The sequence below is a fragment of the Streptomyces sp. NPDC048483 genome, from assembly GCF_040651455.1.
GTDB lineage: Bacteria > Actinomycetota > Actinomycetes > Streptomycetales > Streptomycetaceae > Streptomyces.
On the sequence record NZ_JBEZJZ010000003.1, the window covers coordinates 69,043 to 90,495 of the forward strand.

Here is a 21,453-nt window from a genome sequence, read left to right on the forward strand (position 1 = left end):
CAACGGCCGATGCGACTGGCGGGCGTGCTCCTGCCCACCGCGGATCACCTTCTCGCGACCACCGCCCGGCACGCGAGGCCATAACGCCCCGCCACCCGCCTCATCACCGCAACGCAGCCGCCCCGATCACCGCGCCGAGCGTGCTCTGCTCGTCCTCCGGCAGCCGACGCGCCGCATGCACCATGTGCAGCGCGGTCCGCAGCCGCATCCGGTCCTCGTCCGTCCCCAGGTAACCGAGATAGACAGGGAGTGTCAGCCCCAGCGCCGTGAGATCGGCCCGTGCGCACCACTGCGACAGCAGCGCCCGGATGCTCGCATCGACGCCCTCCTCTACGGACCGCCGCGCCGCGGACTCGCCCTCGGTCCCGACCGCTGACGTCCCCTGCGCCGTGGTCCGCAGCCCCTCCGCGATCGCAAACCGGTTCCAGTCCCTGTACTGGCCCTCGGGGAGCTCATCCACCCGCTCGGCGGCCCGTACGAAATACCCATACGCCAGGGCTGGGAGCCCCAGCTCCCCGTACGCCTTCCCCATGTTCAGGTACAGCGAGGGATAGAACCCCCGCACCCGCTCGTCCGCCACCCGGTCGGCCCGGTCCAGGCACTCTTGGTTCCAGCGGAGCGTCTCTTCGGGCGAGTTCTGGTGCCGCGCGAGGTAATGCGCGGCGATGCAGGCCTCGTAGTCGTCAGCGGCCACGTCCCAGGCCTGCTGGAAGAGTTCGTATGCCGCATCGGCACGTCCGTCCGCTTCAGCCTGCATGCCCGCCACACACAGCCGTACGACCGGCAGTTCCGGATCCATCCCCTGGTTCCCCTCGTCAGTCATGGGCGCGCCCGGCGTGCGTACGACCATCGGCCCGTTCACTCACCGGCATCACCAGCGTCGTAAAACTCCCCTGGTCGGCGGAGCGAACCACCACGGGCCGGTCCGCCGCGGAGATCTCCAGCAGCACATCGGGCCCGACCCCGGCCTCCAGCGCAGGTACAAGAACCGCCGGGTCAAAGGCGATCCGCGGCGCCTCCGCATGTTTCACGTGAAACACCGCCCGCAGCCGAACGGGCTCCCGCTCCCCGCCCGCCACCTCGAGGTCCCGCTCACCGCCGTGCCCCGCTCCCATGGCGAGCGACACCACGCCGCCCCGCCCGGCAACCGCGTCCCGCAGCCCGCCCCGATCGACGACGACCCGGTACCGCCAGGCCTCCAGTCCCTCCAGCATCAGCCGGTAGTCCGGAAACGCCTCAGGATCCGGCCTCGGGTCCCGGCCCTGTCCCTCGTCCCGCTTCTGCACCCACTCCTGAGGGTGCTCCCCGCGTTCCCCCTCCACAACGCCCCGGAACCGGAGCCCCGACGAGCCCCCCGCATCCACCACCCCCGCCCCGCACTCCACCTCGACGTTCATCTGCCGTACCGCCCACTCCGCCAGGCCCCGGGCCGTCTCCGCTCCGATCAGCGCCTTGCCCGGCCCGCCTTCGAAGTCCGCGGTCCGCAGCACCCGCACGGCCAGCCGGTAGCGGTCCGTGGCCGCCAGCCGCACCTCGCCGTCGATGAGTTCGAGCAGCACACATCCCAGCACCGGGAACTCCTCGCGCGCGGCCCCGACCGCCGCAGTGGGCGCCACCTGCCGCACCGCACCGGCAAGCTCGGCACCGTCGACGCGGGCCCGTACCCAGCAGGACCCGGCGTCCCCTTTCACCTCCCGCAGCAAGCCCTCCACCATGGCCTGCGCCTCATCCGCCGTACGCCGCGTCCGCTCCAGATGCGCCCGCAGCACGTCCCGCGCCTCGTCCTGAGACCCGTCCAGGACCACCGCGACATCCGCCAACGGCAGCCCCGCCACCCGAAGCTGTCTCAGCAGCACGCCCCGGGCCGTCTGCCCAGCCCCGTAGAACCGGTATCCCGTCGCCGTATCCACCCGGGCCGGCCGCAGCACCCCGCAGTCGTCGTAGAACCGCAACGCACTCGGCGCCAGCCCCACTCGCCGCGCAAATGCGCCGATCCCCAACAGCTCTTGACCGTCATCCATGAGCGGGATTGTCGGGCTTCAACCAACCTGAAGGTCAAAGACCTCGCCGCGGAAGATCATTTACAGCATCTGCCGAAGAAATTGCCACGCGGCGCAGCCTCACAGCCATCGACCACACCATCCGACCGGCATCGGACGCCGCGTTACGGGCCGCTCGCCCCCGGCCCCACCAGCCCCGACTCATACGCCAGGATCACGGCCTGGGTACGGTTCCGGGCGCCGAGCTTGGCCAGCACATTGCCTACGTGGGTCTTCACGGTCTCCAGGCTCACCATCAGCTCGGCGGAAATCTCCTGGTTGGTCAGGCCCTTCGCCATCCGGCGCAGGATGTCGGTCTCGCGGCGGGTGAGTGCGGCCAGCTTGCGGGCGGCATCGCGACGTACGGGGCGGCTGGTGGCCAGCCGTCGGACCGCCTCGGGGAACAGCACGGAGTCGCTGGTGGCGACCAGCCGGATGGCGTGTGCGATCTGCTGCGCCGGCGCGCGTTTGAGGACGAATCCGCCGGCCCCGGCCTGCAGGGCGTCGTAGACATACTCGTCGTTCTCGAACGTGGTGATCACCACGACCTTGGGGGGATCGGACAGCTCGGCCCGCAACCGCCGGGTGGCCTCGATGCCGTCCACCCGGGGCATCCGTACATCCATCAGTACGACGTCCGGCCGCAGCCGCATGACCAGCGGAAGCACGTCCGCGCCGTCGGCGGCTTCGCCGACCACATCCAGGTCGGTCTTGGCCGACAACAGCGCCCGCAGCCCGGTACGGGTGAGCTCCTCGTCGTCGGCGATGAGCACGCTCACGGGTGCGTCCATGGCCGCATCCGGCCCGTCCGGGGCTGCGTTCGCGGCGTTCGCCAGGCTCATGGCGCCGACCGCAGCGGAATCCGGGCCAGGAGGCGCCAGCGTGTGCCGCCCTGCTCATCTCCCTCGCCGTCCCCGCTCTGCGTTGTTCCGGCGGACATCTCACCGCGCAGCAGCCGCACCCGCTCCGCGATCCCGGCCAGGCCGTTCCCCTGCCCCCGCCGGTCGCCCGACCGGAAGCAACCGGCACCGGAATCAACGGGGTTGGTGAGCTCCACCGTCAGCCAGCCGTCCTGTTCGGCGACCTTCAGCACAACCCCCGTCTTCGTGCCGTATCGCAGGGCATTGGTCAGCCCCTCCTGAACGATCCGGTACGCCTCCCGGGAAGCGGTGGCCGGTATACGGTCCACCGCGCCCAAGGTCTCGACGCTCAGCTCGGCGCCGGCCCGCCGGACCCGCTCCACCAAGGGGCCGAGGTCGCCCAGCGTGGGCTGCGGTGCTCGGGGCGAACGGCCCTCCCGGAGGACGCCGAGCACATGGTCCAGGTCGTCCATCGCGGCGCGGGAGGTCTCCTCGATGCTGCTGAGGGCCCGGCGCGCCGCGTCCGGATCGCGCTCCAGCAGCTCCCCGGCCACGGCGGCCTGGATGGTCGACGCCGTAAGGGTGTGTCCAATGGAGTCGTGCAGCTCCTGAGCCAGCCGGTTGTGCAGGGCCAGCTGACGCATCCGTTCCTCGACGGCGGCCAGCCGCTCTGCCGGACGGTGGTCGAGGAAGACCAGTGCGAGCAGCCGGAGTGCGGCAGCCGCGCCGGCGCAGACCGCCACGATCACCGCCAGGCATCCGGCGACGGCGCCCCATGCCCACAGGCCCGGCAGCCCGGAGTCCACCGTGAGGGGCTGCCCCAAAGCGTCGACGGTGCCTCCGCCGCTCATCCAGACCGAGGCAAAGGTGACGGCAGTGAACATCAGCAGACCCGTCAGCCCCGTCACCACCCCGCCCAGCGCCATATGCGCCACCAACCACGCCGCCGTACGAAGCCTGTTGACCCATCGGCCTCCGGGCGATTCCCCGGCGCGGAGCTCCAGCGGAGCGGGCAACTCGGCCCCCAGCAGGCGATTGGCCAGCCGCACGCTTCCCCGACGCGCCGCGCGGGGGCAGGCCATGGCCACGATCACCGCCGCGAGCGCGAGCGTGAAGCCCACGATCCGCAGCGCGGTCGGCCACGCCGGCGGCGCGAACAGCAGCGCAGTCACCAGCGGCACCACGCCCAGCACCGCTCCGAGGAACGCGTGGCTCCAGCCTGTCATGCCTCGTTTCGTGGCCCTGCCGAAAAGCGGGCGATTCATTCTGCGCACGGCCCGATGATGGCAGCCGGCCGCACCGCATTCCTCCCCCGAAAGAGCCAGAACGGCCTCCCGATTTCCGGGACTTCGCCATTTCCTCATCGTGAAGATGTGTGCGCCGGTACCCAATGCAACGATCACCACTCGGGATTCCCGAATGGCCTGCACCGGCCCTCCTGACGCTGGTGAATCCCGCGGCCACGTTGCCTCCCGCCCCATGGCCGCAATCAGCGTGTGGGGCATCCTCGGCCGGGGCTTGACGCCCCCTCACGAGCGTGCCCGGCCGCCTGCTGGAGCGTCCGTGGACTCGTCAGAGACGAGCGGGCAATCGAGTGAGGGACCTGACCAGCCGTGCCGGGCCTCGCCGCCTGCCCCATCTGGCACCGCTCTGACCAGCGGTCTCTCACCATGACGTCCCGTCCAATGCCGCCCCCGTCCCACGAAGTTGGCGTCGATCTCGGCACCCCGGCGGCCGGACTCGGTGCGTTGCGCGCCACGGGTGGCCAACCCCGGACGACCCGTATGCCAGCCCGACGAGCGGGCGGGCAGTTTTCATATTATCTTCCCGGTAACTGTACGAAGTGGATCTGTTACAGAACGCATCCGCTCAATCCATGGAGGACACATGCGCAAGCTTCGCAACGCTGCCGTCGTGGCGGCCATCCTCGGCAGCGTCAGCTTCGTCGGCGCCGGCACCGCCTCCGCCGAGGGGCACGGCGGCGGCAACTGGTGCCGGTCGCACGACCTGAACGTCGCCGTCCTCAACCAGATCGGAGTCCTCAACGGCCTGGCGGCCAACATCCTCAACGGCGAGGGCGGCCCGGGTGGGCAGTTCGGCGGGGTCGGCTCGAGCATGGGCTGCAACTGAGCGTCAGACAGTCGCGTAGATAGCTGAAATGGGTCTCGGTGTCCGGCCACAGGGCCGGCGCCGGGGCCCCTTTCTCTGCTGCCTCCGTGACCTGCACCAACGCCACCCATGAGACCGCACCCGCGAGGCGAGACCCAGTCGTCCGTGTGGGCCCTCATCTCGCCGCCGGCGGCCTGCGGGTCGGGCCGGGTCGGTCGGGTCGGCAAGCAGGCGGCCGCCTCTAGGCTCTGACCTCGCGAGAGCTCACCCACCGGTCCGGAGTTGCCATGCCCCCGCAGATGAAACTCAGCGCGATCACACTCGACTGCCCCGACCCGCTGTCACTGGCGGCGTTCTATCAGCAGGCCACCGGCCTCGAACCGCATCCGAAATCCGATGCCGACTTCGCCGCTCTCAACCGTGCGGACGGACTCTTCATCGGCTTTCAACGGGTCGACGACTACCGGGCTCCCAGCTGGCCCGACCAGACCGTTCCCCAGCAGCTCCACCTCTGCTTCGCGGTCGACGACCTGAACGAGGCCGAGACCCGGCTGCTCGAGCTGGGCGCCGGCAAACCGGATCACCAGCCGCATGAAGAGAGGTGGCGGGTCCTCACCGACCCGGCTGGGCATCCCTTCTGCCTGGTGGTCAGTGGCTGACCCCCGTCCCCGGCCTGACCAGCCAGTCGTGGAGGGTCTCGATGGCGTCGAGGAGGTCCTCGACGGTGCGGAGATCACGATGCTGCTGCCTGACCTGGCCGGTGCGGATGCTGGACGTCACCCGTGATTCCGCAGGATCGCTGGCGTTCCTCGTGCTCGGCGGACCAGGCCTGGAGCCCCTGAGGCAGCTCGACCGGGATGCGCCGAGCTTCTGCGCTGTGTCTCATGGCTGGGCGACGAATCCTGCGGACCGGTCGAGCGGGAACGGAGAACCGGCCTGGTCGGGATCCCAGCCTTGGTTCCGCGCTTCCCGAATGCTCGCAGCAACGTCAGCTGGGCGAATGGGCGCTGCCGCGACACCCAACCAGTTAGTGGGATGGGCCTGGCCGCTGGTGACGATCAAGGTCGTGCCCGACTGGTTGGCGTTGGCTGCCTCGACCGCGTAGCTCATGGGTGCCCAGCAGAGTCCCTGCACGTAGGAGGGCTTCCTGCGGATCCGCCAGCGGTACTCGATCCCGTCAACGGTGATGCGCCGGGACCCCTTCTTGTTCAGCACCATCATTTCCCCTCTCCTGTCTCGGACCGTGGCGGCCTGCCAACCGTCCTGTCCCCGGATATTGCCGGGCCCGGCGGCAACTCCTCAGTCCTGGTCCGCATCACCGGTCGCATGAGGAAGCAGGGGGAACAGCCGGGTGATGAGGGCCACCGGCCGAGCGCCATCGGGCCGGGCCAGGGGGCGTTGTTCGCGGTCCTGGTAGGGCGCGAGCGCCCGTCGGATCGCGTCCGCGACCCGGCTCATCTCGTCGGGTGTCAGGTAGGCGACGGCACTGAAGGCCTCGCCATGGCGCCATTCGGACGGTGCCTCATCTCGCTGGGTCAGCCATCGCTGCCAGCTTTCGTCCTCCAGCCCTCGGGCCAAGTCGCCGAACTGCTCCGCTGTGGACTTGCCGGCAGCGGGAGTTCGCTGCCTCATGCGCCAGGGGCGTGCGCGGCCCCCGCTGTGGGGGGCCTCTTCGATGTATCCGTGACGTGCGAGCTGCCGTAGGTGAAATGAGCAGAGGCCAGAGCTGTAGCCCAGCCGGGAGGCGGCTTCCGTCGCCGTGACGGTGCCCACTTCGGCGAGCAGGTCCAGCAGGGCCGTGCGGACCTCGTGCTCGCGCAATTCTTCGCCGGTGCTGCCCGGCTGGTCGTGCGGGGTGTTGACGTCATCCTGAGTCACTTTGCAAAGTCTGCTACTTTGCAAAGAGGCTTGCAAGCGGTCCTTACTCGAAGGCATCAGGCTGCGGTGACGTCCGCGGCATCTGTGGCGTGCGCAGAAGGGGAGACAGCGATGTCTGTTCGTCACGAGCGGTCCCGTCCCATCGACCGGCGAGTCCGTGTGCAAGGCCGCCCGGTCGACTCCTGTCCGGCTCTGCCGCCGGAGGCGGAACGGGGTTCGGTGCGCCGGGTCACGGTGGTGGGTGAGGAGATTCTGAGCCGTCCGTGCCAGGAGGTGACCGAGTTCGGCTCCCCCGAGTTGTCGAGCCTGATCGACGACATGTTCCTGACGATGTATGTGGCCGACGGCGCCGGCCTGGCTGCCAACCAGATAGGCGTCGGCCTGCGGCTGTTCGTGTACGACTGTCCGGACGACTACGGAATCCGGCATGTCGGCCACATCATCAACCCGGTTCTGGACCAGCCCGATCCGGGCAGCCGCCGGCTCGTTGACGACGTCGAGGGCTGCCTGTCCGTGCCTGGCGCCACCATGGCGGTTCCCCGCACCGATCGTGCCGTCGCCCGCGGGTTCGACAAGGACGGCAACCCTCTCGTCATCGAGGGGGAGGGTTACTTCGCCCGGTGTCTGCAGCACGAGACCGACCACCTCTTCGGTCACACGTATCTCGACCGGCTCTCCAAGCGGGACCGCAAAGATGCGCTGCGGCAGATGGCGGACCGCCGTGAGGATGTCTTCGCCCAACGCGCGATCAAGGCCGCCCGCCTGGTCACCGTCGCTGGAGAAGACCGCAAGCGCCCACACGACTGAGCGAGCCCGGAGGGACTCCCCTTGGCGCGCGCCGACGGCCGCGATGACGACACGGGGCGTGTGAGCCTACGGGCGCCGTCAGCGGCAAGATCGCGTGAGACCGCGCCGCGCGAAGCGAGACCAAGCCGCCCGAGACCTCACGTCTGCGCCATGTCCACAAACCGCGAGTAGTGCCCCTGGAACGCCACGGTGATCGTCGCCGTAGGACCATTACGGTGCTTCGCCACGATCAGGTCGGCCTCGCCCGCGCGCGGCGACTCCTTCTCGTAGGCATCCTCGCGGTGCAGCAGGATGACCATGTCGGCGTCCTGCTCGATCGAACCGGATTCACGCAGGTCGGAGACCATCGGCTTCTTGTCCGTGCGCTGCTCGGGGCCACGGTTGAGCTGGGACAGCGCGATGACCGGGAGCTCCAGCTCCTTCGCCAGCAGCTTGAGGTTTCGGGACATGTCCGAAACCTCCTGCTGACGGCTCTCAGCGCGCTTCGAGCCGCCGGACTGCATCAGCTGCAGATAGTCGATGACGACCAGCTTGAGTTCGTTGCGCTGCTTGAGCCGGCGGCACTTGGCGCGGATCTCCATCATCGAGAGGTTGGGCGAGTCGTCGATGTAGAGCGGCGCGGCCGAGACATCCGGCATCCGGCGCGCCAGCCGCGTCCAGTCCTCGTCCGTCATGCTGCCGGAGCGCATGTGGTGCAGCGCCACCCGCGCCTCGGCGGACAGCAGACGCATCGCGATCTCGTTGCGCCCCATTTCGAGCGAGAAGATGACGCTCGGCAGATTGCTCTTGATCGAACAGGCCCGCGCGAAGTCCAGCGCAAGGGTCGACTTACCCATGGCGGGACGGGCCGCGATCACGATCATCTGGCCCGGGTGCAGGCCGTTCGTCAGGGAGTCCAGGTCGGTGAAGCCGGTGGGCACACCCGTCATCTGGCCCTGGCGCGAGCCGATCGCCTCGATCTCGTCGAGGGCGCCCTCCATGATGTCGCCGAGCGGCAGATAGTCCTCGCTGGTCCGCTGCTCGGTGACGGCGTAGATCTCCGCCTGTGCGCTGTTGACGATTTCGTCGACGTCGCCGTCCGCGGCGTATCCCATCTGCGTGATCCGGGTGCCGGCCTCGACCAGCCGGCGCAGCACGGCCCGCTCGTGAACGATCTCCGCGTAGTACTCGGCGTTCGCAGCCGTCGGCACGGACTGGACGAGGGTGTGCAGATACGAGGCGCCGCCGACCCGGCCGATCTCGCCGCGCTTGGTCAGCTCCGCCGCGATGGTGATCGGGTCGGCCGGCTCGCCCTTGGCGTACAAGTCGAGGATCGCCTGGAAGACCAGCTCATGGGCGGGGCGGTAGAAGTCTTCGCCCTTGAGGACCTCGACGACGTCGGCGATGGCGTCCTTGGACAGCAGCATGCCGCCCAGCACCGACTGCTCCGCGTCCAGATCCTGCGGGGGGACCCGCTCGAAGCCACCTGCCCAGGAGCCGCCGTCATCGTCGCCGCGGTCCTGGCGGTCGCCGCGGCCACGCCCCTTTCCGTCGCCTCGGCGGGAGCGGGGGGCCGGCAGCCGGTCGCTCGGACCGGAGTCCGCCCAGGGGTCCTCCATGGGCTCGGGCATACTCACCCCGGCACCTCCTCCCGTCCGCGACGCGGACCTTGCTGTGCTCTTCTTTCTTACGGCACAGCTCTGACAATCGAGACGCCCGACTTCCGGTTACGGCGCGTCGAGTTCGGACGAGGTCTCGGACCGGAACAGGCGGCGGGTGCCGGACAACGGTAGGCCCGCGGGCACCGTCCGCCAATCTGGTTATCCACAGGCCATGTGGATGACGGGCCTCTAGCTGTGGAGAAGTCCCCGGATCCTGTGCACGGGCCGGGGGAAACTACTGTGGACAAGCACACAATCACCCCGCCCGTACGCCCCTGACCTGCAACTTTCTCATCCATAGCCTGTGGGGGAGAAAAACTTCGGCGACCCGTTCAAGATCACGATAAACGGCACGCAGACGAGGACTCCGCACAGCGGAAAGTAAGGATCACAAGGCGGTTGCATCTCTTACCTGTGGAAGATTAGATTGCCCGCATGACACAGGCTCCCGCGACGCCACGGCGCGCCCACCGCCGCCATGACCGCGAGATCGTCGCCCTCGCCCTGCCGGCCTTCGGCTCGCTCGTCGCGGAACCGCTCTTCGTCATGGTCGACAGCGCCGTCGTCGGCCACCTCGGCACCCCCCAGCTGGCCGGCCTCGGCATCGCCGGCGCCCTGCTGCTGTCCGCCGTCTCCGTCTTCGTCTTCCTCGCGTACGCCACCACCGCCGCGGTCGCCCGCAGGGTCGGCGCCGGCGATCTCCCCGCCGCCATCCGACAAGGCATGGACGGCATCTGGCTCGCCCTTCTCCTCGGCGCCGCGGTCATCGCCGCCGTACTGCCCACCGCCCCCGGGCTCGTCGAGGCCTTCGGCGCTTCCGGCACCGCCGCCCCGTACGCCACCACCTACCTTCGCATCAGCGCCCTCGGCATCCCCGCGATGCTCGTCGTGCTGGCCGCCACCGGCGTGCTCCGCGGCCTCCAGGACACCAGAACCCCGCTGTACGTCGCCATCGGCGGCTTCTCCGCCAACGCCGCACTCAACGCGGCTCTGGTCTACGGTGCCGGCCTCGGCATCGCGGGTTCCGCCTGGGGCACCGTCATCGCCCAGTGCGGCATGGCCGCCGCCTACCTCGCCGTGGTGATCCGCGGGGCACGGCGCAACGGCGCCTCGCTCCGCCCCGACGCGGCGGGGATACGCGCCTGTGCACAGGCCGGCGTCCCGCTGCTGGTGCGGACCCTCTCCCTGCGCGCGGTGCTGATGATCGCCACCGCCGTCGCCGCCCGCCTCGGTGACGCCGAGATCGCCGCCCACCAGATCGTGCTCACACTCTGGTCGCTGCTGGCCTACGCCCTGGACGCAATAGCCATAGCCGGCCAGGCGATCATAGGGCGCTGTCTCGGTGCGGGCGACCGCAACGGCGCCAGGGCCGCCTGCCGCCGCATGGTCCAGTGGGGCATCGCCTCCGGCCTGGTCCTCGGGGTGCTGGTCGCGCTCTCCCGACCGCTGTTCATCCCCTTGTTCAGTGCCGACCCCGCCGTCCACCGTCCCCTGATGGCCACACTCCTGGTCGTCGCGCTCACCCAGCCGATCTCCGGCGTCGTCTTCATACTCGACGGCGTCCTCATGGGCGCAGGTGACGGCCCGTATCTCGCCCGGGCGATGGTGGTGACGCTCGCCCTGTTCGCGCCGGTGGCGCTGGCCGTGCCCGCCCTCGGCGGTGGACTGGTCGCCCTCTGGTGGGCGATGGCTTTGATGATGACCGTGCGCATGCTGACGCTCTGGCTGCGCACCCGCTCCGGCCGGTGGATTGTGACCGGGGCCTCCCGCTGAACTGTCCCGTAACCGCGAGTGGCTGTCGATAATGACCCTGTGCGCGCCCTCGCCAGGAAATCCGTCCTGCCCCTGACGTTCCTCGTCATCGTGACAGCCGCTGTGGTGGGCTACGCCACGGAGGACGCCGATTCGATCAACAGCAACGGCGGCCGCAGCAGCTTCGGGAAGTCCGGCGAATCGGGCCAGGATCCCCAGGACCAGGACCCCGCCGCGACGGCCCCGGCCGACGACGGCAGCGCCTACACCCCGCGCAGAACAGAGCAGAACGCCCGGGTCGGCGTGGTCTTCGAGAAGGACGACCGCGGCGACCACTTCTGCACCGCGAGCGTCGTGCAGAGCCCCGGCCGGAACATGCTGATCACCGCCGCACACTGCGCTTTCGATGCCGACGCCGGGACCACGGTGGACGACCTCGTCTTCGCCCCCGACTACCGAAACGGCAAAGAGCCCACCGGCCTGTGGAAGGTCAAGAAGGTGATCGTCGACCACCGCTGGGCCAAGTCGCAGGATGAGGACCTCGATGTCGCCTTCCTCATACTCGACAAGAACGACGGCACGCAGATCCAGGACGTCCTCGGCGGCAACACCCTCGGCATCGACCGCGGCTTCGACAACGAGGTCAAGATCACTGGCTATCCCACCAGCCGCAATACCCCGATCTCCTGCCAGAACCGCACCACAAAGTTCAGCAACACCCAGCTGCGCATCCAGTGCACCGACTTCGAGGGCGGCACCAGCGGCAGCCCCTGGCTGGCCGACTACGACCCCAAGAGCCACACCGGCACGGTCATCGGTGTGCTGGGCGGCCATGAAGGCGGCGGCGACGAGGACGATGTCTCCTACGCCGCGTACTTCGACGACGACGTCGCCGAGCTGTACAAGCACGCCCAGGACATGGACTGATCCCCGGCCTGCCTCACCCGAGCACGGCGAAGGGCCGTACCCCCTTGTGAGGGGTACGGCCCTTCAGCGTTGTGCTGTGGTGCTGCGATTACGCGGCAACGACCTCGACGCCGAGCTTCGCAACAACGTCGGCGTGCAGACGCACGGACACCTGGTGCGCGCCCAGGGTCTTGATCGGCGAACCGAGCTCGACACGACGCTTGTCGACGTCCGGACCACCGGCAGCCTTGATCGCCGAGGCGACGTCGGCCGGGGTGACGGAGCCGAACAGGCGGCCCGCGTCGCCGGCACGCACGGCCAGCTTCACGTTGACGCCCTCGAGCTGGCCCTTGACCTCATTGGCCTGCTCGATCGTGGCGATCTCGCGGATCTTGCGACCGCGACGGATCTGCGCGACGTCCTTCTCGCCACCCTTGGTCCAGCGGATCGCGAAACCACGCGGGACCAGGTAGTTACGGGCGTACCCGTCCTTGACGTCAACGACGTCGCCGGCGGTGCCGAGGCCAGAGACCTCGTGGGTGAGGATGATCTTCATTTGTCGGTCACCCTTCCCTTATCGCGCGGTGGACGTGTAGGGCAGCAGCGCCATCTCACGGCTGTTCTTCACGGCCGTGGCGACGTCACGCTGGTGCTGAGTGCAGTTGCCGGTGACTCGGCGGGCACGGATCTTGCCGCGGTCGGAGATGAACTTCCGCAGCAGGTTCGTGTCCTTGTAGTCAACGTAGGAGATCTTCTCCTTGCAGAACACGCAAACCTTCTTCTTAGGCTTGCGAGCAGGCGGCTTCGCCATTGTCTCTCTCCAGTGAGTTCAAGAAGTTTGTGCTGACGCCCTCAAGGCCCCCGGCCGTTCCACGACGTTGTTTCACGTGAAACAACGCGGAGACGCGCCGGCTGTACGGACCTAGAAGGGCGGCTCGTCCGAGTAGCCGCCACCGGAACCGCCGGAACCGCCGGAGCCACCGCCCCAGCCACCGCCGCCACCCTGCTGGCCACCGCCGGCAGGAGCGCTGCTCGCCCACGGGTCGTCGGCGGGAGCACCGCCGCCCTGCTGACCGCCGCCGGGGCTTCCGCCCCAGCTGCCGCCACCCTGGCCGCCGCCCTGCTGACCGCCGCCGAAGCCGCCGCCCTGGCCACCGCGACCACCAGTCTTGGTGATCTTGGCCGTGGCGTTCTTCAGGCTCGCGCCCACTTCCTCGACGTCGAGCTCGTAGACCGTGCGCTTCACGCCCTCGCGGTCCTCGTACGACCGCTGCTTGAGGCGGCCCTGCACGACCACGCGGGTACCCCGCGTAAGGGACTCGGCGACGTTCTCCGCCGCCTGACGCCACACCGAGCAGGTCAGGAACAGGCTCTCGCCGTCCTTCCACTCATTGGTCTGACGGTCGAAGGTGCGGGGGGTGGACGCGACGCGGAACTTCGCGACCGCCGCACCGGACGGGGTGAAGCGCAGCTCGGGGTCGTCGACAAGATTGCCGACAACCGTGATGACGGTCTCGCCTGCCATTAGGGGAACCTCTCGGCGGGTGTGCTGCTGGCTGCTGGTGTTGCTGCTACTCGAACCCGGTTACCGCTGGACGCTTGCGCGCTCAGTGGGTCTCGGGACGGAGGACCTTGGTCCGAAGGACCGACTCATTCAGGTTCATCTGACGGTCGAGCTCCTTGACGACCGCAGGCTCGGCCTGCAGGTCGATGACCGAGTAGATGCCCTCGGGCTTCTTGTTGATCTCGTACGAGAGACGACGACGGCCCCAGGTGTCGACCTTCTCGACCTTTCCGTTGCCCTCACGGACGACGGAGAGGAAGTTCTCGATCAGCGGGGAGACAGCGCGCTCCTCGAGATCGGGGTCGAGGATGACCATCACCTCGTAGTGACGCATGTAGAACCCACCTCCTTTGGACTCAGCGGCCACGGTCGTTCCGTGGCAGGAGGGTCATGATGCGTTCCGCACCGAGCCCGGCCGGAGTATCCGGACAGACAGAGGCGCAGATCGTACAGAGTACCTGCCGCAGGCCTTCCGGTTGAAATCCGAGGGGTACACCCCTCAACCTGGAACACAACGGGTGTGAGCGGCGTTACAGTGCGCCGCCTTGTCATCGGAGGTGCCGTATGGCACAGGCAGTAAGGACCCAGCGCAGCCTGATCTCGCTGCTCAACAGCGACGGTCAGGCTCATCCCGTCGAGAACACCCTCGCCGTCGTGACCGTAGTCCTCGGCGCGATCGCCGCCTTCGCCACTCTTTCCCCCAGCCTGCACCTGCTCAGCTCCTGGGTCGGCCTGGTCGGAATCGGCACCGGCCTCTGGGGCCAGTTCATCTCGTCGACGACGGGCGAACGCTTCCTGTTGATCATCGGGCTCGGGGCAGCGGCCTTCGGCTTCTACCTCGGCCTGGCACACGGCGGCCTCTTCGGCGGCATCATCGGTTAGCACAACGGATCAGGAGCCGTACGGGCCCGTGCCTGCACGGCCCAGTCGGGGCGCTCCCCGGTCACAGTAGGCTTCGGCGCGAGAGCCGGAGCCCCGACAATGGGGACACACCTGCCGAGGAGCGCCCCGCATGACCCTGACCCTGAGGACCATCAGTCGAGAGCAGCATCTGGCATACATCCAGAGCCTGCCCGCGGCCAGCCACATGCAGGTCCCTGCCTGGGCGGACGTCAAGGCCGAATGGCGGTCGGAGAGCCTGGGCTGGTTCGACACGAGCGGCGAGCTGGTCGGCGCGGGTCTGGTCCTCTACCGCCAGGTCCCCCGCGTCAAGCGCTACCTCGCCTATCTCCCCGAGGGCCCGGTCATCAACTGGTTCGCGCCGAACCTCAAGGACTGGCTGCAGCCGATGCTCACGCACCTCAAGCAGCAGGGCGCCTTCACCGTGAAGATGGGCCCGCCGGTCATCATCCGGCGCTGGGACGCCGCGGCGATCAAGGCCGGCATCCAGAACCAGGACGTCAAGCGCCTGCGCGACGTGGAGGCGACCCACATCGAGCCGCGCGCCTTCGAGGTGGCCGACCAGCTGCGCCGCATGGGCTGGCAGCAGGGCGAGGAGGGCGGCGCCGGATTCGCCGATGTACAGCCCCGCTATGTCTTCCAGGTGCCGCTGGCAGACCGTTCCCTGGAGGAGGTCCACAAGGGCTTCAACCAGCTGTGGCGCCGCAACATCAAGAAGGCCGAGAAGGCTGGCGTCGAGGTCGTCCAGGGCGGTTACGACGATCTGGCCGAATGGCAGCGGCTCTACGAGATCACCGCGGAGCGTGACCGGTTCAAGCCGCGGCCGCTCAGCTACTTCCAGCGCATGTGGAAGGCCCTCAACACCGAGGACCCCAACCGCATGCGGCTGTACTTCGCGCGGCACGACGGCGTAAACCTCTCCGCCGCGACGATGCTGGTCGTCGGCGGGCACGTCTGGTATTCCTACGGCGCCTCCGACAACATCGGCCGGGAGGTCCGCCCCTCCAACGCAATGCAGTGGCAGATGCTGCAGGACGCCTACAAGCTCGGCGCCTCGGTCTATGACCTCCGCGGCATCAGCGACTCCCTGGACGAGAACGACCATCTCTTCGGCCTGATCCAGTTCAAGGTCGGCACCGGTGGGCAGGCAGCGGAGTACCTCGGCGAGTGGGACTTCCCGCTCAACAAGCTCATGCAGAAGGCGTTCGACATCGCGATGTCGTACCGCCGATAGCCTGCGCAACGCCGACAGCTCCACCGCACCGTTCGTACCCTGAGACACCCAGCTACGAGAAAGGTCCCGGGCCCGGCCATGGCGCTCACTCTCTACGTCGACACCGCGCGCTGGCGGGCACACCAGCAGAGCGTGCTCCAGCAGTTCCCCGGGCTGGTCCCGGTCTGCAAAGGCAACGGTTACGGCTTCGGCCATGAGCGCCTCGCCGAAGAGGCGACCCGCCTGGGTTCCGACATTCTCGCGGTCGGTACGACCTACGAAGCGGCCCGGATCAAGGACTTCTTCAGCGGCGACCTGCTCGTCCTGACCCCCTTCCGGCACGGCGAGGAGCCGGTGCCGCTGCCGGACCGGGCGATCCGCTCGGTCTCCTCGGTCGAGGGTGTCGGCGGCCTGGTCGGCGCCCGGGTCGTCATCGAGGTCATGAGCAGCATGAAGCGGCACGGCGTCAAGCCGGAGGACCTGCCGAAGCTGGCCGCGGCCATCGAGGACGTCCGGCTCGAAGGGTTTGCGATCCATCTGCCGCTGGACCGCACCGATGGGTCCGACGCGGTCGAGGAGGTCATCGGCTGGATGGACCGGCTGCGCGCCGCCTGTCTCCCGCTGCACACCATGTTCGTGAGCCACCTCAAGGCCCAAGAGCTCGCCCGGCTCCAGCAGCAGTTCCCGCAGACCCGCTTCCGCGCGCGGATCGGCACGTATCTGTGGCTCGGCGACCATGAGGCCACCGAGTACCGCGGCTCGGTCCTCGATGTCACCCGTGTCGCAAAGGGTGACCGCTTCGGCTACCGCCAGCAAAAGGCGGCCTCCGACGGTTACTTGGTCGTGGTGGCCGGCGGCACGTCGCACGGCGTGGGCCTGGAGTCGCCCAAGGCGCTGCACGGGGTGATGCCCCGTGCCAAGGGCGTGGCCCGGGCGGGTCTGGCGACCGTCAACCGCAATCTGGCGCCATATGTATGGGCCGGTAAGCAGCGCTGGTTCGCGGAGCCGCCGCACATGCAGGTGTCGATCCTGTTCGTACCGGCGGATGCGCCCGAGCCGCAGGTCGGCGAGGAGCTGGTGGCCCATCTGCGGCACACCACCACCCAGTTCGACCGCATCGTGGACCGCTGAGCCGTCCTCCGTAACGCCAAGGGCCCCGTGCCGCAGACATCCTCTGCGGCACGGGGCCCGATACGTATCCGCCGACCGAGGCCTACTTCCGTACCGCGCCCCAGCGCACCGTTGCAGCCTCTTGGAAGTGCGCCGCGTGCCGCGGCTCGTGAGCGGCCTGGCCGAGCACAAACGCATCGGGCGCCCGGTCCAGCACACCGCCGGACGGATCATCGTCACCGTCCCTGCGCACCACATCGCGCTCCGGCATCAGGATGTCCCGTACGACCACGGCGCAGAGGTAGAGCGTGCCCAGGAGGTGCAGCACGATGGCGAGCTGATAGCCCTCCGGCGGCAGCCCCTGGTGCTTGTCGCCGTTGCTGGTGTAGGCGAGGTACATCCAGATCCCCAGGTAGTACATGACCTCACAGCCCTGCCAGATCAGGAAGTCCCGCCAGCGCGGGCGGGCCAGGGCGGCAAGCGGGATCAGCCACAGGACGTACTGCGGCGAATAGACCTTGTTGGTGAGGATGAACAGCGCCACGACAAGAAACGCGAGCTGCGCGAAGCGCGGCCGCCGTGGTGCATAGAGAGTCAGCAGTCCGATGACGCCGCAACCGACGATCATCAGCAGCGTGGCATAGGTGTTGGCATTCTCCAGGGGGTTCCCGGTGCGCTGCGAAATCAGGAGCCAGAGCGAGCCGAAGTCGATCGGCCGCTCCTGACTGAAGGTGTAGAACTTCGCCCAGCCCTCCCGGATGTGGAATCCGGTCGCATTGTGCGTGATCATCACCGGCAGATTCACCACGAGCCAGGCTGCCACCGCCCCGGCCGTGGCTCTGCCGTACGCCCGCCACGCTCCCGCGCGCCAGCACAGCACCAGCAGCGGCCCCAGCAACAGCACCGGGTACAGCTTCGCGGCGGTCGCCAGGCCGATCAGGACGCCGGCCGTCAGCGGGCGGCTGCGGGACCACATCAGCATTCCCGCAGCGGTCAGGGCGACCGCCAGCAGGTCCCAGTTGATGGTGGCGGTGAGGGCGAAGGCCGGCGCCAGGGCGACAAGCAGACCGTCCCAGGGACGGCGACGGTGGGTACGGGCCACGCAGACCGCCATGATGGCGGCGCAGACCATCAGCATCCCGGCATTGACCAGCCAGTAGATCTGCTCACTGGGTACGCGTTCCTGGATCGATCCCGGGTGCGGGGTCATCCACGAGGCGACCTCCATGAAGAGACCGGTCAGGACGGGGTACTCGAGATACTCCATGTCGCCGGGCAGCCGCTGGAAATACGGGATCAGCCCGTCGGCGAAACCCCGCCCCACATAGAGATGGGGAATGTCGGAATAGCAGGCGTGGGTGTACTGGGTCGTGGCGCCGAAGAACCACCCGCCGTTGTAGCAGGGCAGCTTCTGGACCATACCGAGTGCGAACATGCCGATGGCGACCAGCGCGATGACCCGCACCGGTGTCAGCCAGTTCGTCCCGAGCAGCGCGCGCCGACCGATCGGCCCTCCGATCAGCTCGCTCCCGGCCGCCGCCACCTCATCCCGCTTCGTCGGCCGTACAGGCTCGTCCTGTCGCACGCTCGTCATGGCCCCATCCTGCCGTACAGGCCTCGGCCGAAGACGGCGAAGCCCCCGCCCGGTCATCCCGGGTCGGGGGCTTCATGAGTCCATGTTTCACGTGAAACAGTCTGCGTGTTTCACGTGAAACATCTCGCGGTCATGGTCGCTAGCTGCCGCTGGGGCCACCGAAGATGCCACCACCGTCGGTGGGATCAGGCGTCGGACTTGTGTCGCCTCCGGTGCTACCACCAGGTCCGCCACCATTGCCTCCGCCGTTACCCATACCGCCACCGTTGTCTCCACAGTTGATGTCCCACCTGGAGCAGGTATCGCTCGGGGAGGGGCTCGGCGAGTCACCCGGGGAGGCGGACTCGCTCGGTGTCTCGGACGGGGATTCCGACGGCGTCTCCGACGGCGTGGGAGTGGGCGTCGGAGAGGGCATGCCCGCCTCGTCCACTCGCTCGCCGATGGGCACGGCAGCCGGGAACGGCTCCGCGGGGACGTTCTTCATCGCCTGCAGCATGTACTCGGTCCACACCTCGGTGGGCAGTGCGCCACCGTGGATCGAGTCGAAGCCACCGACACCGTTCATGGAGAGCTGACGCGGATTCTGCGCATCCTCACGGAACATCGTGATGGCCGTCGACAGCTTCTTGGTGTAGCCGACGAACCAGGCCGACTTGTTCTCGTCAGTGGTACCGGTCTTGCCCGCGGCCGGCTTGCCCAGTCGACGGGCGTCCTTCGCTGTACCGTTCTTGATCACGTTCTGCAGCACGCTGGTCACGTTGTCGGCGATTTGGGGATCAATAGCCGATTCCGACCTGGGCTTCTCGAATCCCGCCTTGCTCTCGCCCTTGTACGTCAGCTGGGTCACGGAATACGGCTCGTACTTCTCCCCCGAGTTGGCGAAGGTCGCATAGGCGTCGGCCATCCGGATCGCGCTCGGCGTGGAGGTGCCCAGGGCGAACGACGGGTTGAGGTTCTTGTCGAAGCTCTCTTTCGAGATACCCGCCAGCTCTGCCGTTTCCTTGACCTTGTCCATCCCGACATCCATCGCGAGCTGGACGAACGGGGTGTTCACGGACTGCTCCATCGCCTTGGTCAAGGGGATATAGCCCCAGCGATGGGCGCTCTCGTTCTCCTGAAAGAAGGGCGAGTTGTCCCGCTTCGTCACATAGCTGCCATCGGCCTTCATTACCTTGAGATGGTCATTGCCGTTGTAATGGCTCGCCTGCGAGATCCCCTGACCATTGCTCTTGACGGTGCCGTACTTCATCGCGGCCGCAAGCACAAACGGCTTCCACGTCGAGCCGACCGGCACACCGTAGGTGTCGGCGTTGTTGCTGAAGTGTCCCTTGTCGTAGCCCTCACCGCCATAGAGCGCGACGATCTTGCCATCTCCCGGCACCACGGAGGCACCACCGAACTGGACGTATTTGTCCTTGGCGCGCTTGTCCGGGTCGATGTACCGCTTGTTGACCTTCTTCACCGCGGCCGCGAGCTGGTTGGTCTTCTTCTCGTCGAAGGTCGTACGGATCGTGTATCCGCCCTTGTCGAACTTGGCCTCGTTCAGGTCCCCCGCCGCGTGCTTCAGCACATACTTCTTCGCCGTGTCCATCAAGTAGCCGATCTGGCCACTCTTGCTGGCCACCGGCTTCGGCTGTTTGGGCGTGGGGAACTTGTCCAGCGGGTATTGGGCCCGGTCCTTCTTCGTCATGTGGCCATTGGCAACCTCGCGGTCGAGGATCCAGGTCCACCGCGCCTTGGCCCGTTTGGTGTTCGCCTCCCGGGTGGCGTTCTGGCCGGTTCCGCCTGCCGGGTCGTAGAGGTTGGCGCCCTTGAGCACGGTCGCCAGGAAGGCGCTCTCGTCCGGTTCGAGGTCCTTTGCGTCCTTGCTGTAGTACGCCTGAGCCGCTGCCTGGATCCCATAGGCGCCGCGACCGTAGTAGCTGGTGTTCAGGTACCCCTGGAGGATCTCGTCCTTGGACATCCGCCAGCCGACCTTGATCGAGATGAACAGCTCCTTGAACTTGCGGTCGAGGGTCTGCTCCTGGCTCAGCATCGCGTTCTTGACGTACTGCTGAGTGATGGTCGACCCGCCCTGGGTCTCGCCGCCCTTGGCCATGTTGACCAGGGCACGCGCGATACCCATGGGGTCCACACCCGAGTCGTCGCGGAACGACGCGTTCTCCGCAGAGATCGCCGCATTCTGCATAGAGGGAGGAATATCGCCTATCGTGATGTTCTGTCGGTTTGTCTCACCATCGCGGGCCATGACCGAGCCGTCGGACCAGAGGTAGACGTTGTTCTGCGCTCGGGCCGCGTCGTTTTCGTTGGGAACGGTCACCATGGCCAGCGCAACACCGGCCGCTCCGACGATCAGGCCGGTGAAACCGACACACAGACTGGCAACCTGCTTCCACGACGGCACAAAGCGGCGCCAGCCACTGCGATTGGCGCGCGGATAGTCGATGAAGCGCTTCTTGGCGGGTTTCCCGCTGCCGCGTCCGCGCCCTCGGCCTCCTTCCGGCCCGCCTCCGCCACCACCGCCACGACGGCCGCCGCCGCCATGACTGCCGGACCCACCACCGGCCATCGCAGCGGAATCGGGTGCCCGCCGGCGGCCGCCGCGCTGCGCGGCCCGGCGGGCCTCGGCGCGTCCACCGAACGGTTGCTCCTGATCATGCGGATCGGAACTGGGCGGAGGACCGGCAGCAGAGCCACGTGAGGGCGCGGCACGACGCCCTGATGACTGCTGTGCGGCGCGTCGGGCCGCGGCACGTCCGCCACCTTGCGGCTGCGGCGGTTTGCGACGGTGCTCGCTCATGGAACGGTTACTCCTCGGGCAGGCGCGCTTTCTCGTCGCCTGAAGGCGGCAGTTGTCTTCAGGTCCCCCCGATGTGCGGCCCACTCGTGGGGTGAGGGCCGCACTACACCGGGGACGAGGACGCCAAATATGGGCCCGCGGTTCCCGGCAGTCTGCATGCCGCACAGACTACGCACCGCCAAAACCTGCCCAGGGTTGAAATTCACTCCAAATCAGTCAGGCCACGTAGAGCGAATCGGTGATGTGATGCCGTTCACCGCACCCCCGCTTGTTCCATTCGG

22 protein-coding genes are annotated in these 21,453 nt (G+C 68.0%); 8 read left to right on the top strand and 14 right to left on the bottom strand.

Annotated features, from left to right (window positions below):
• Positions 1-103: 103 nt before the first annotated feature.
• The 4 genes from AB0D04_RS02415 to AB0D04_RS02430 all read right to left on the bottom strand — a co-directional run bounded on the left by AB0D04_RS02415 (position 104) and on the right by AB0D04_RS02430 (position 4,125).
• Entirely contained in the window at positions 104-823 is a 720-nt protein-coding gene (locus tag AB0D04_RS02415; protein ID WP_362698458.1) for a hypothetical protein, read from the bottom strand.
• Positions 816-2,021 carry a MerR family transcriptional regulator gene (locus AB0D04_RS02420; RefSeq protein WP_362698461.1) on the bottom strand — a complete coding sequence of 402 codons (1,206 nt, stop codon included), beginning with the start codon at positions 2,019-2,021 and terminating at the stop codon, positions 816-818. The genes AB0D04_RS02415 and AB0D04_RS02420 overlap by 8 nt, the downstream gene beginning before the upstream one ends.
• Positions 2,022-2,164: 143 nt before the next feature.
• Positions 2,165-2,881 carry a response regulator transcription factor gene (locus tag AB0D04_RS02425; RefSeq protein WP_362698464.1) on the bottom strand — a complete coding sequence of 239 codons (717 nt, stop codon included), beginning with the start codon at positions 2,879-2,881 and terminating at the stop codon, positions 2,165-2,167.
• A complete protein-coding gene (locus AB0D04_RS02430; protein WP_362698467.1) occupies positions 2,878-4,125 on the bottom strand; it encodes a histidine kinase in 1,248 nt (415 codons plus the stop codon). The genes AB0D04_RS02425 and AB0D04_RS02430 overlap by 4 nt, the downstream gene beginning before the upstream one ends.
• Positions 4,126-4,786: 661 nt before the next feature.
• On the opposite strand from AB0D04_RS02430, the gene AB0D04_RS02435 reads away from it, so the two are divergent.
• Both AB0D04_RS02435 and AB0D04_RS02440 read left to right on the top strand, forming a co-directional pair.
• The gene (locus AB0D04_RS02435; protein ID WP_362698470.1) at positions 4,787-5,029 is read left to right on the top strand and encodes a hypothetical protein; all 243 of its coding nucleotides are present in this window, start codon (positions 4,787-4,789) and stop codon (positions 5,027-5,029) included.
• A 266-nt stretch (positions 5,030-5,295) separates the two neighbouring features.
• Complete coding sequence (locus AB0D04_RS02440) at positions 5,296-5,667, top strand: VOC family protein (protein WP_362698473.1); 372 nt, start codon at positions 5,296-5,298, stop codon at positions 5,665-5,667.
• Here AB0D04_RS02440 and AB0D04_RS02445 read toward each other — a convergent pair.
• The 3 genes from AB0D04_RS02445 to AB0D04_RS02455 all read right to left on the bottom strand — a co-directional run bounded on the left by AB0D04_RS02445 (position 5,657) and on the right by AB0D04_RS02455 (position 6,886).
• Positions 5,657-5,788, bottom strand: a complete 132-nt coding sequence (locus AB0D04_RS02445; protein WP_362698475.1) for a hypothetical protein — start codon at positions 5,786-5,788, stop codon at positions 5,657-5,659. The genes AB0D04_RS02440 and AB0D04_RS02445 overlap by 11 nt on opposite strands.
• 102 nt (positions 5,789-5,890) lie before the next feature.
• Positions 5,891-6,229: a hypothetical protein gene (locus AB0D04_RS02450; RefSeq protein WP_362698477.1), complete on the bottom strand. Its 339-nt coding sequence runs from the start codon at positions 6,227-6,229 to the stop codon at positions 5,891-5,893.
• Positions 6,230-6,307: 78 nt separating this feature from the next.
• Positions 6,308-6,886, bottom strand: coding sequence for a winged helix-turn-helix domain-containing protein (locus AB0D04_RS02455; RefSeq protein ID WP_362698480.1), 579 nt, complete (start codon positions 6,884-6,886; stop codon positions 6,308-6,310).
• A gap of 111 nt (positions 6,887-6,997) precedes the next feature.
• Between AB0D04_RS02455 and def the strand changes: the two genes are divergently transcribed.
• Positions 6,998-7,693: a peptide deformylase gene (gene def, locus AB0D04_RS02460; RefSeq protein WP_362698483.1), complete on the top strand. Its 696-nt coding sequence runs from the start codon at positions 6,998-7,000 to the stop codon at positions 7,691-7,693.
• Between the two features lie 137 nt (positions 7,694-7,830).
• On the opposite strand, the gene dnaB is transcribed toward def, so the two are convergent.
• Entirely contained in the window at positions 7,831-9,303 is a 1,473-nt protein-coding gene (gene dnaB / locus AB0D04_RS02465; RefSeq protein WP_362698779.1) for a replicative DNA helicase, read from the bottom strand.
• A gap of 465 nt (positions 9,304-9,768) precedes the next feature.
• On the opposite strand from dnaB, the gene AB0D04_RS02470 reads away from it, so the two are divergent.
• Positions 9,769-11,106, top strand: a complete 1,338-nt coding sequence (locus AB0D04_RS02470; RefSeq protein WP_362698486.1) for an MATE family efflux transporter — start codon at positions 9,769-9,771, stop codon at positions 11,104-11,106.
• A 39-nt stretch (positions 11,107-11,145) separates the two neighbouring features.
• Complete coding sequence (locus AB0D04_RS02475; protein WP_362698489.1) at positions 11,146-12,012, top strand: trypsin-like serine protease; 867 nt, start codon at positions 11,146-11,148, stop codon at positions 12,010-12,012.
• Between the two features lie 88 nt (positions 12,013-12,100).
• Here AB0D04_RS02475 and rplI read toward each other — a convergent pair whose 3' ends face one another.
• The 4 genes from rplI to rpsF form a co-directional block, all read right to left on the bottom strand.
• Entirely contained in the window at positions 12,101-12,547 is a 447-nt protein-coding gene (gene rplI, locus AB0D04_RS02480) for a 50S ribosomal protein L9 (protein WP_362698492.1), read from the bottom strand.
• Between the two features lie 18 nt (positions 12,548-12,565).
• On the bottom strand, positions 12,566-12,802 hold the full coding sequence (rpsR, locus tag AB0D04_RS02485) for a 30S ribosomal protein S18 (RefSeq protein ID WP_003978893.1): 237 nt from the start codon (positions 12,800-12,802) through the stop codon (positions 12,566-12,568).
• 111 nt (positions 12,803-12,913) lie between these two features.
• The gene (locus AB0D04_RS02490) at positions 12,914-13,516 is read right to left on the bottom strand and encodes a single-stranded DNA-binding protein (RefSeq protein ID WP_362698495.1); all 603 of its coding nucleotides are present in this window, start codon (positions 13,514-13,516) and stop codon (positions 12,914-12,916) included.
• 82 nt (positions 13,517-13,598) lie between these two features.
• Positions 13,599-13,889: a 30S ribosomal protein S6 gene (gene rpsF, locus AB0D04_RS02495; protein ID WP_003978891.1), complete on the bottom strand. Its 291-nt coding sequence runs from the start codon at positions 13,887-13,889 to the stop codon at positions 13,599-13,601.
• Between the two features lie 230 nt (positions 13,890-14,119).
• On the opposite strand from rpsF, the gene AB0D04_RS02500 reads away from it, so the two are divergent.
• The 3 genes from AB0D04_RS02500 to AB0D04_RS02510 all read left to right on the top strand — a co-directional run bounded on the left by AB0D04_RS02500 (position 14,120) and on the right by AB0D04_RS02510 (position 16,799).
• Positions 14,120-14,437: a hypothetical protein gene (locus tag AB0D04_RS02500; protein WP_362698498.1), complete on the top strand. Its 318-nt coding sequence runs from the start codon at positions 14,120-14,122 to the stop codon at positions 14,435-14,437.
• A 130-nt stretch (positions 14,438-14,567) separates the two neighbouring features.
• Positions 14,568-15,689 carry a peptidoglycan bridge formation glycyltransferase FemA/FemB family protein gene (locus AB0D04_RS02505; protein ID WP_362698501.1) on the top strand — a complete coding sequence of 374 codons (1,122 nt, stop codon included), beginning with the start codon at positions 14,568-14,570 and terminating at the stop codon, positions 15,687-15,689.
• Positions 15,690-15,767: 78 nt separating this feature from the next.
• Complete coding sequence (locus AB0D04_RS02510) at positions 15,768-16,799, top strand: alanine racemase (protein ID WP_362698504.1); 1,032 nt, start codon at positions 15,768-15,770, stop codon at positions 16,797-16,799.
• An 82-nt stretch (positions 16,800-16,881) separates the two neighbouring features.
• Here AB0D04_RS02510 and AB0D04_RS02515 read toward each other — a convergent pair whose 3' ends face one another.
• Both AB0D04_RS02515 and AB0D04_RS02520 read right to left on the bottom strand, forming a co-directional pair.
• Positions 16,882-18,372, bottom strand: a complete 1,491-nt coding sequence (locus AB0D04_RS02515) for a glycosyltransferase 87 family protein (protein ID WP_362698506.1) — start codon at positions 18,370-18,372, stop codon at positions 16,882-16,884.
• A 139-nt stretch (positions 18,373-18,511) separates the two neighbouring features.
• On the bottom strand, positions 18,512-21,172 hold the full coding sequence (locus AB0D04_RS02520; protein ID WP_362698509.1) for a transglycosylase domain-containing protein: 2,661 nt from the start codon (positions 21,170-21,172) through the stop codon (positions 18,512-18,514).
• Between the last annotated feature and the right edge of the window lie 281 nt (positions 21,173-21,453).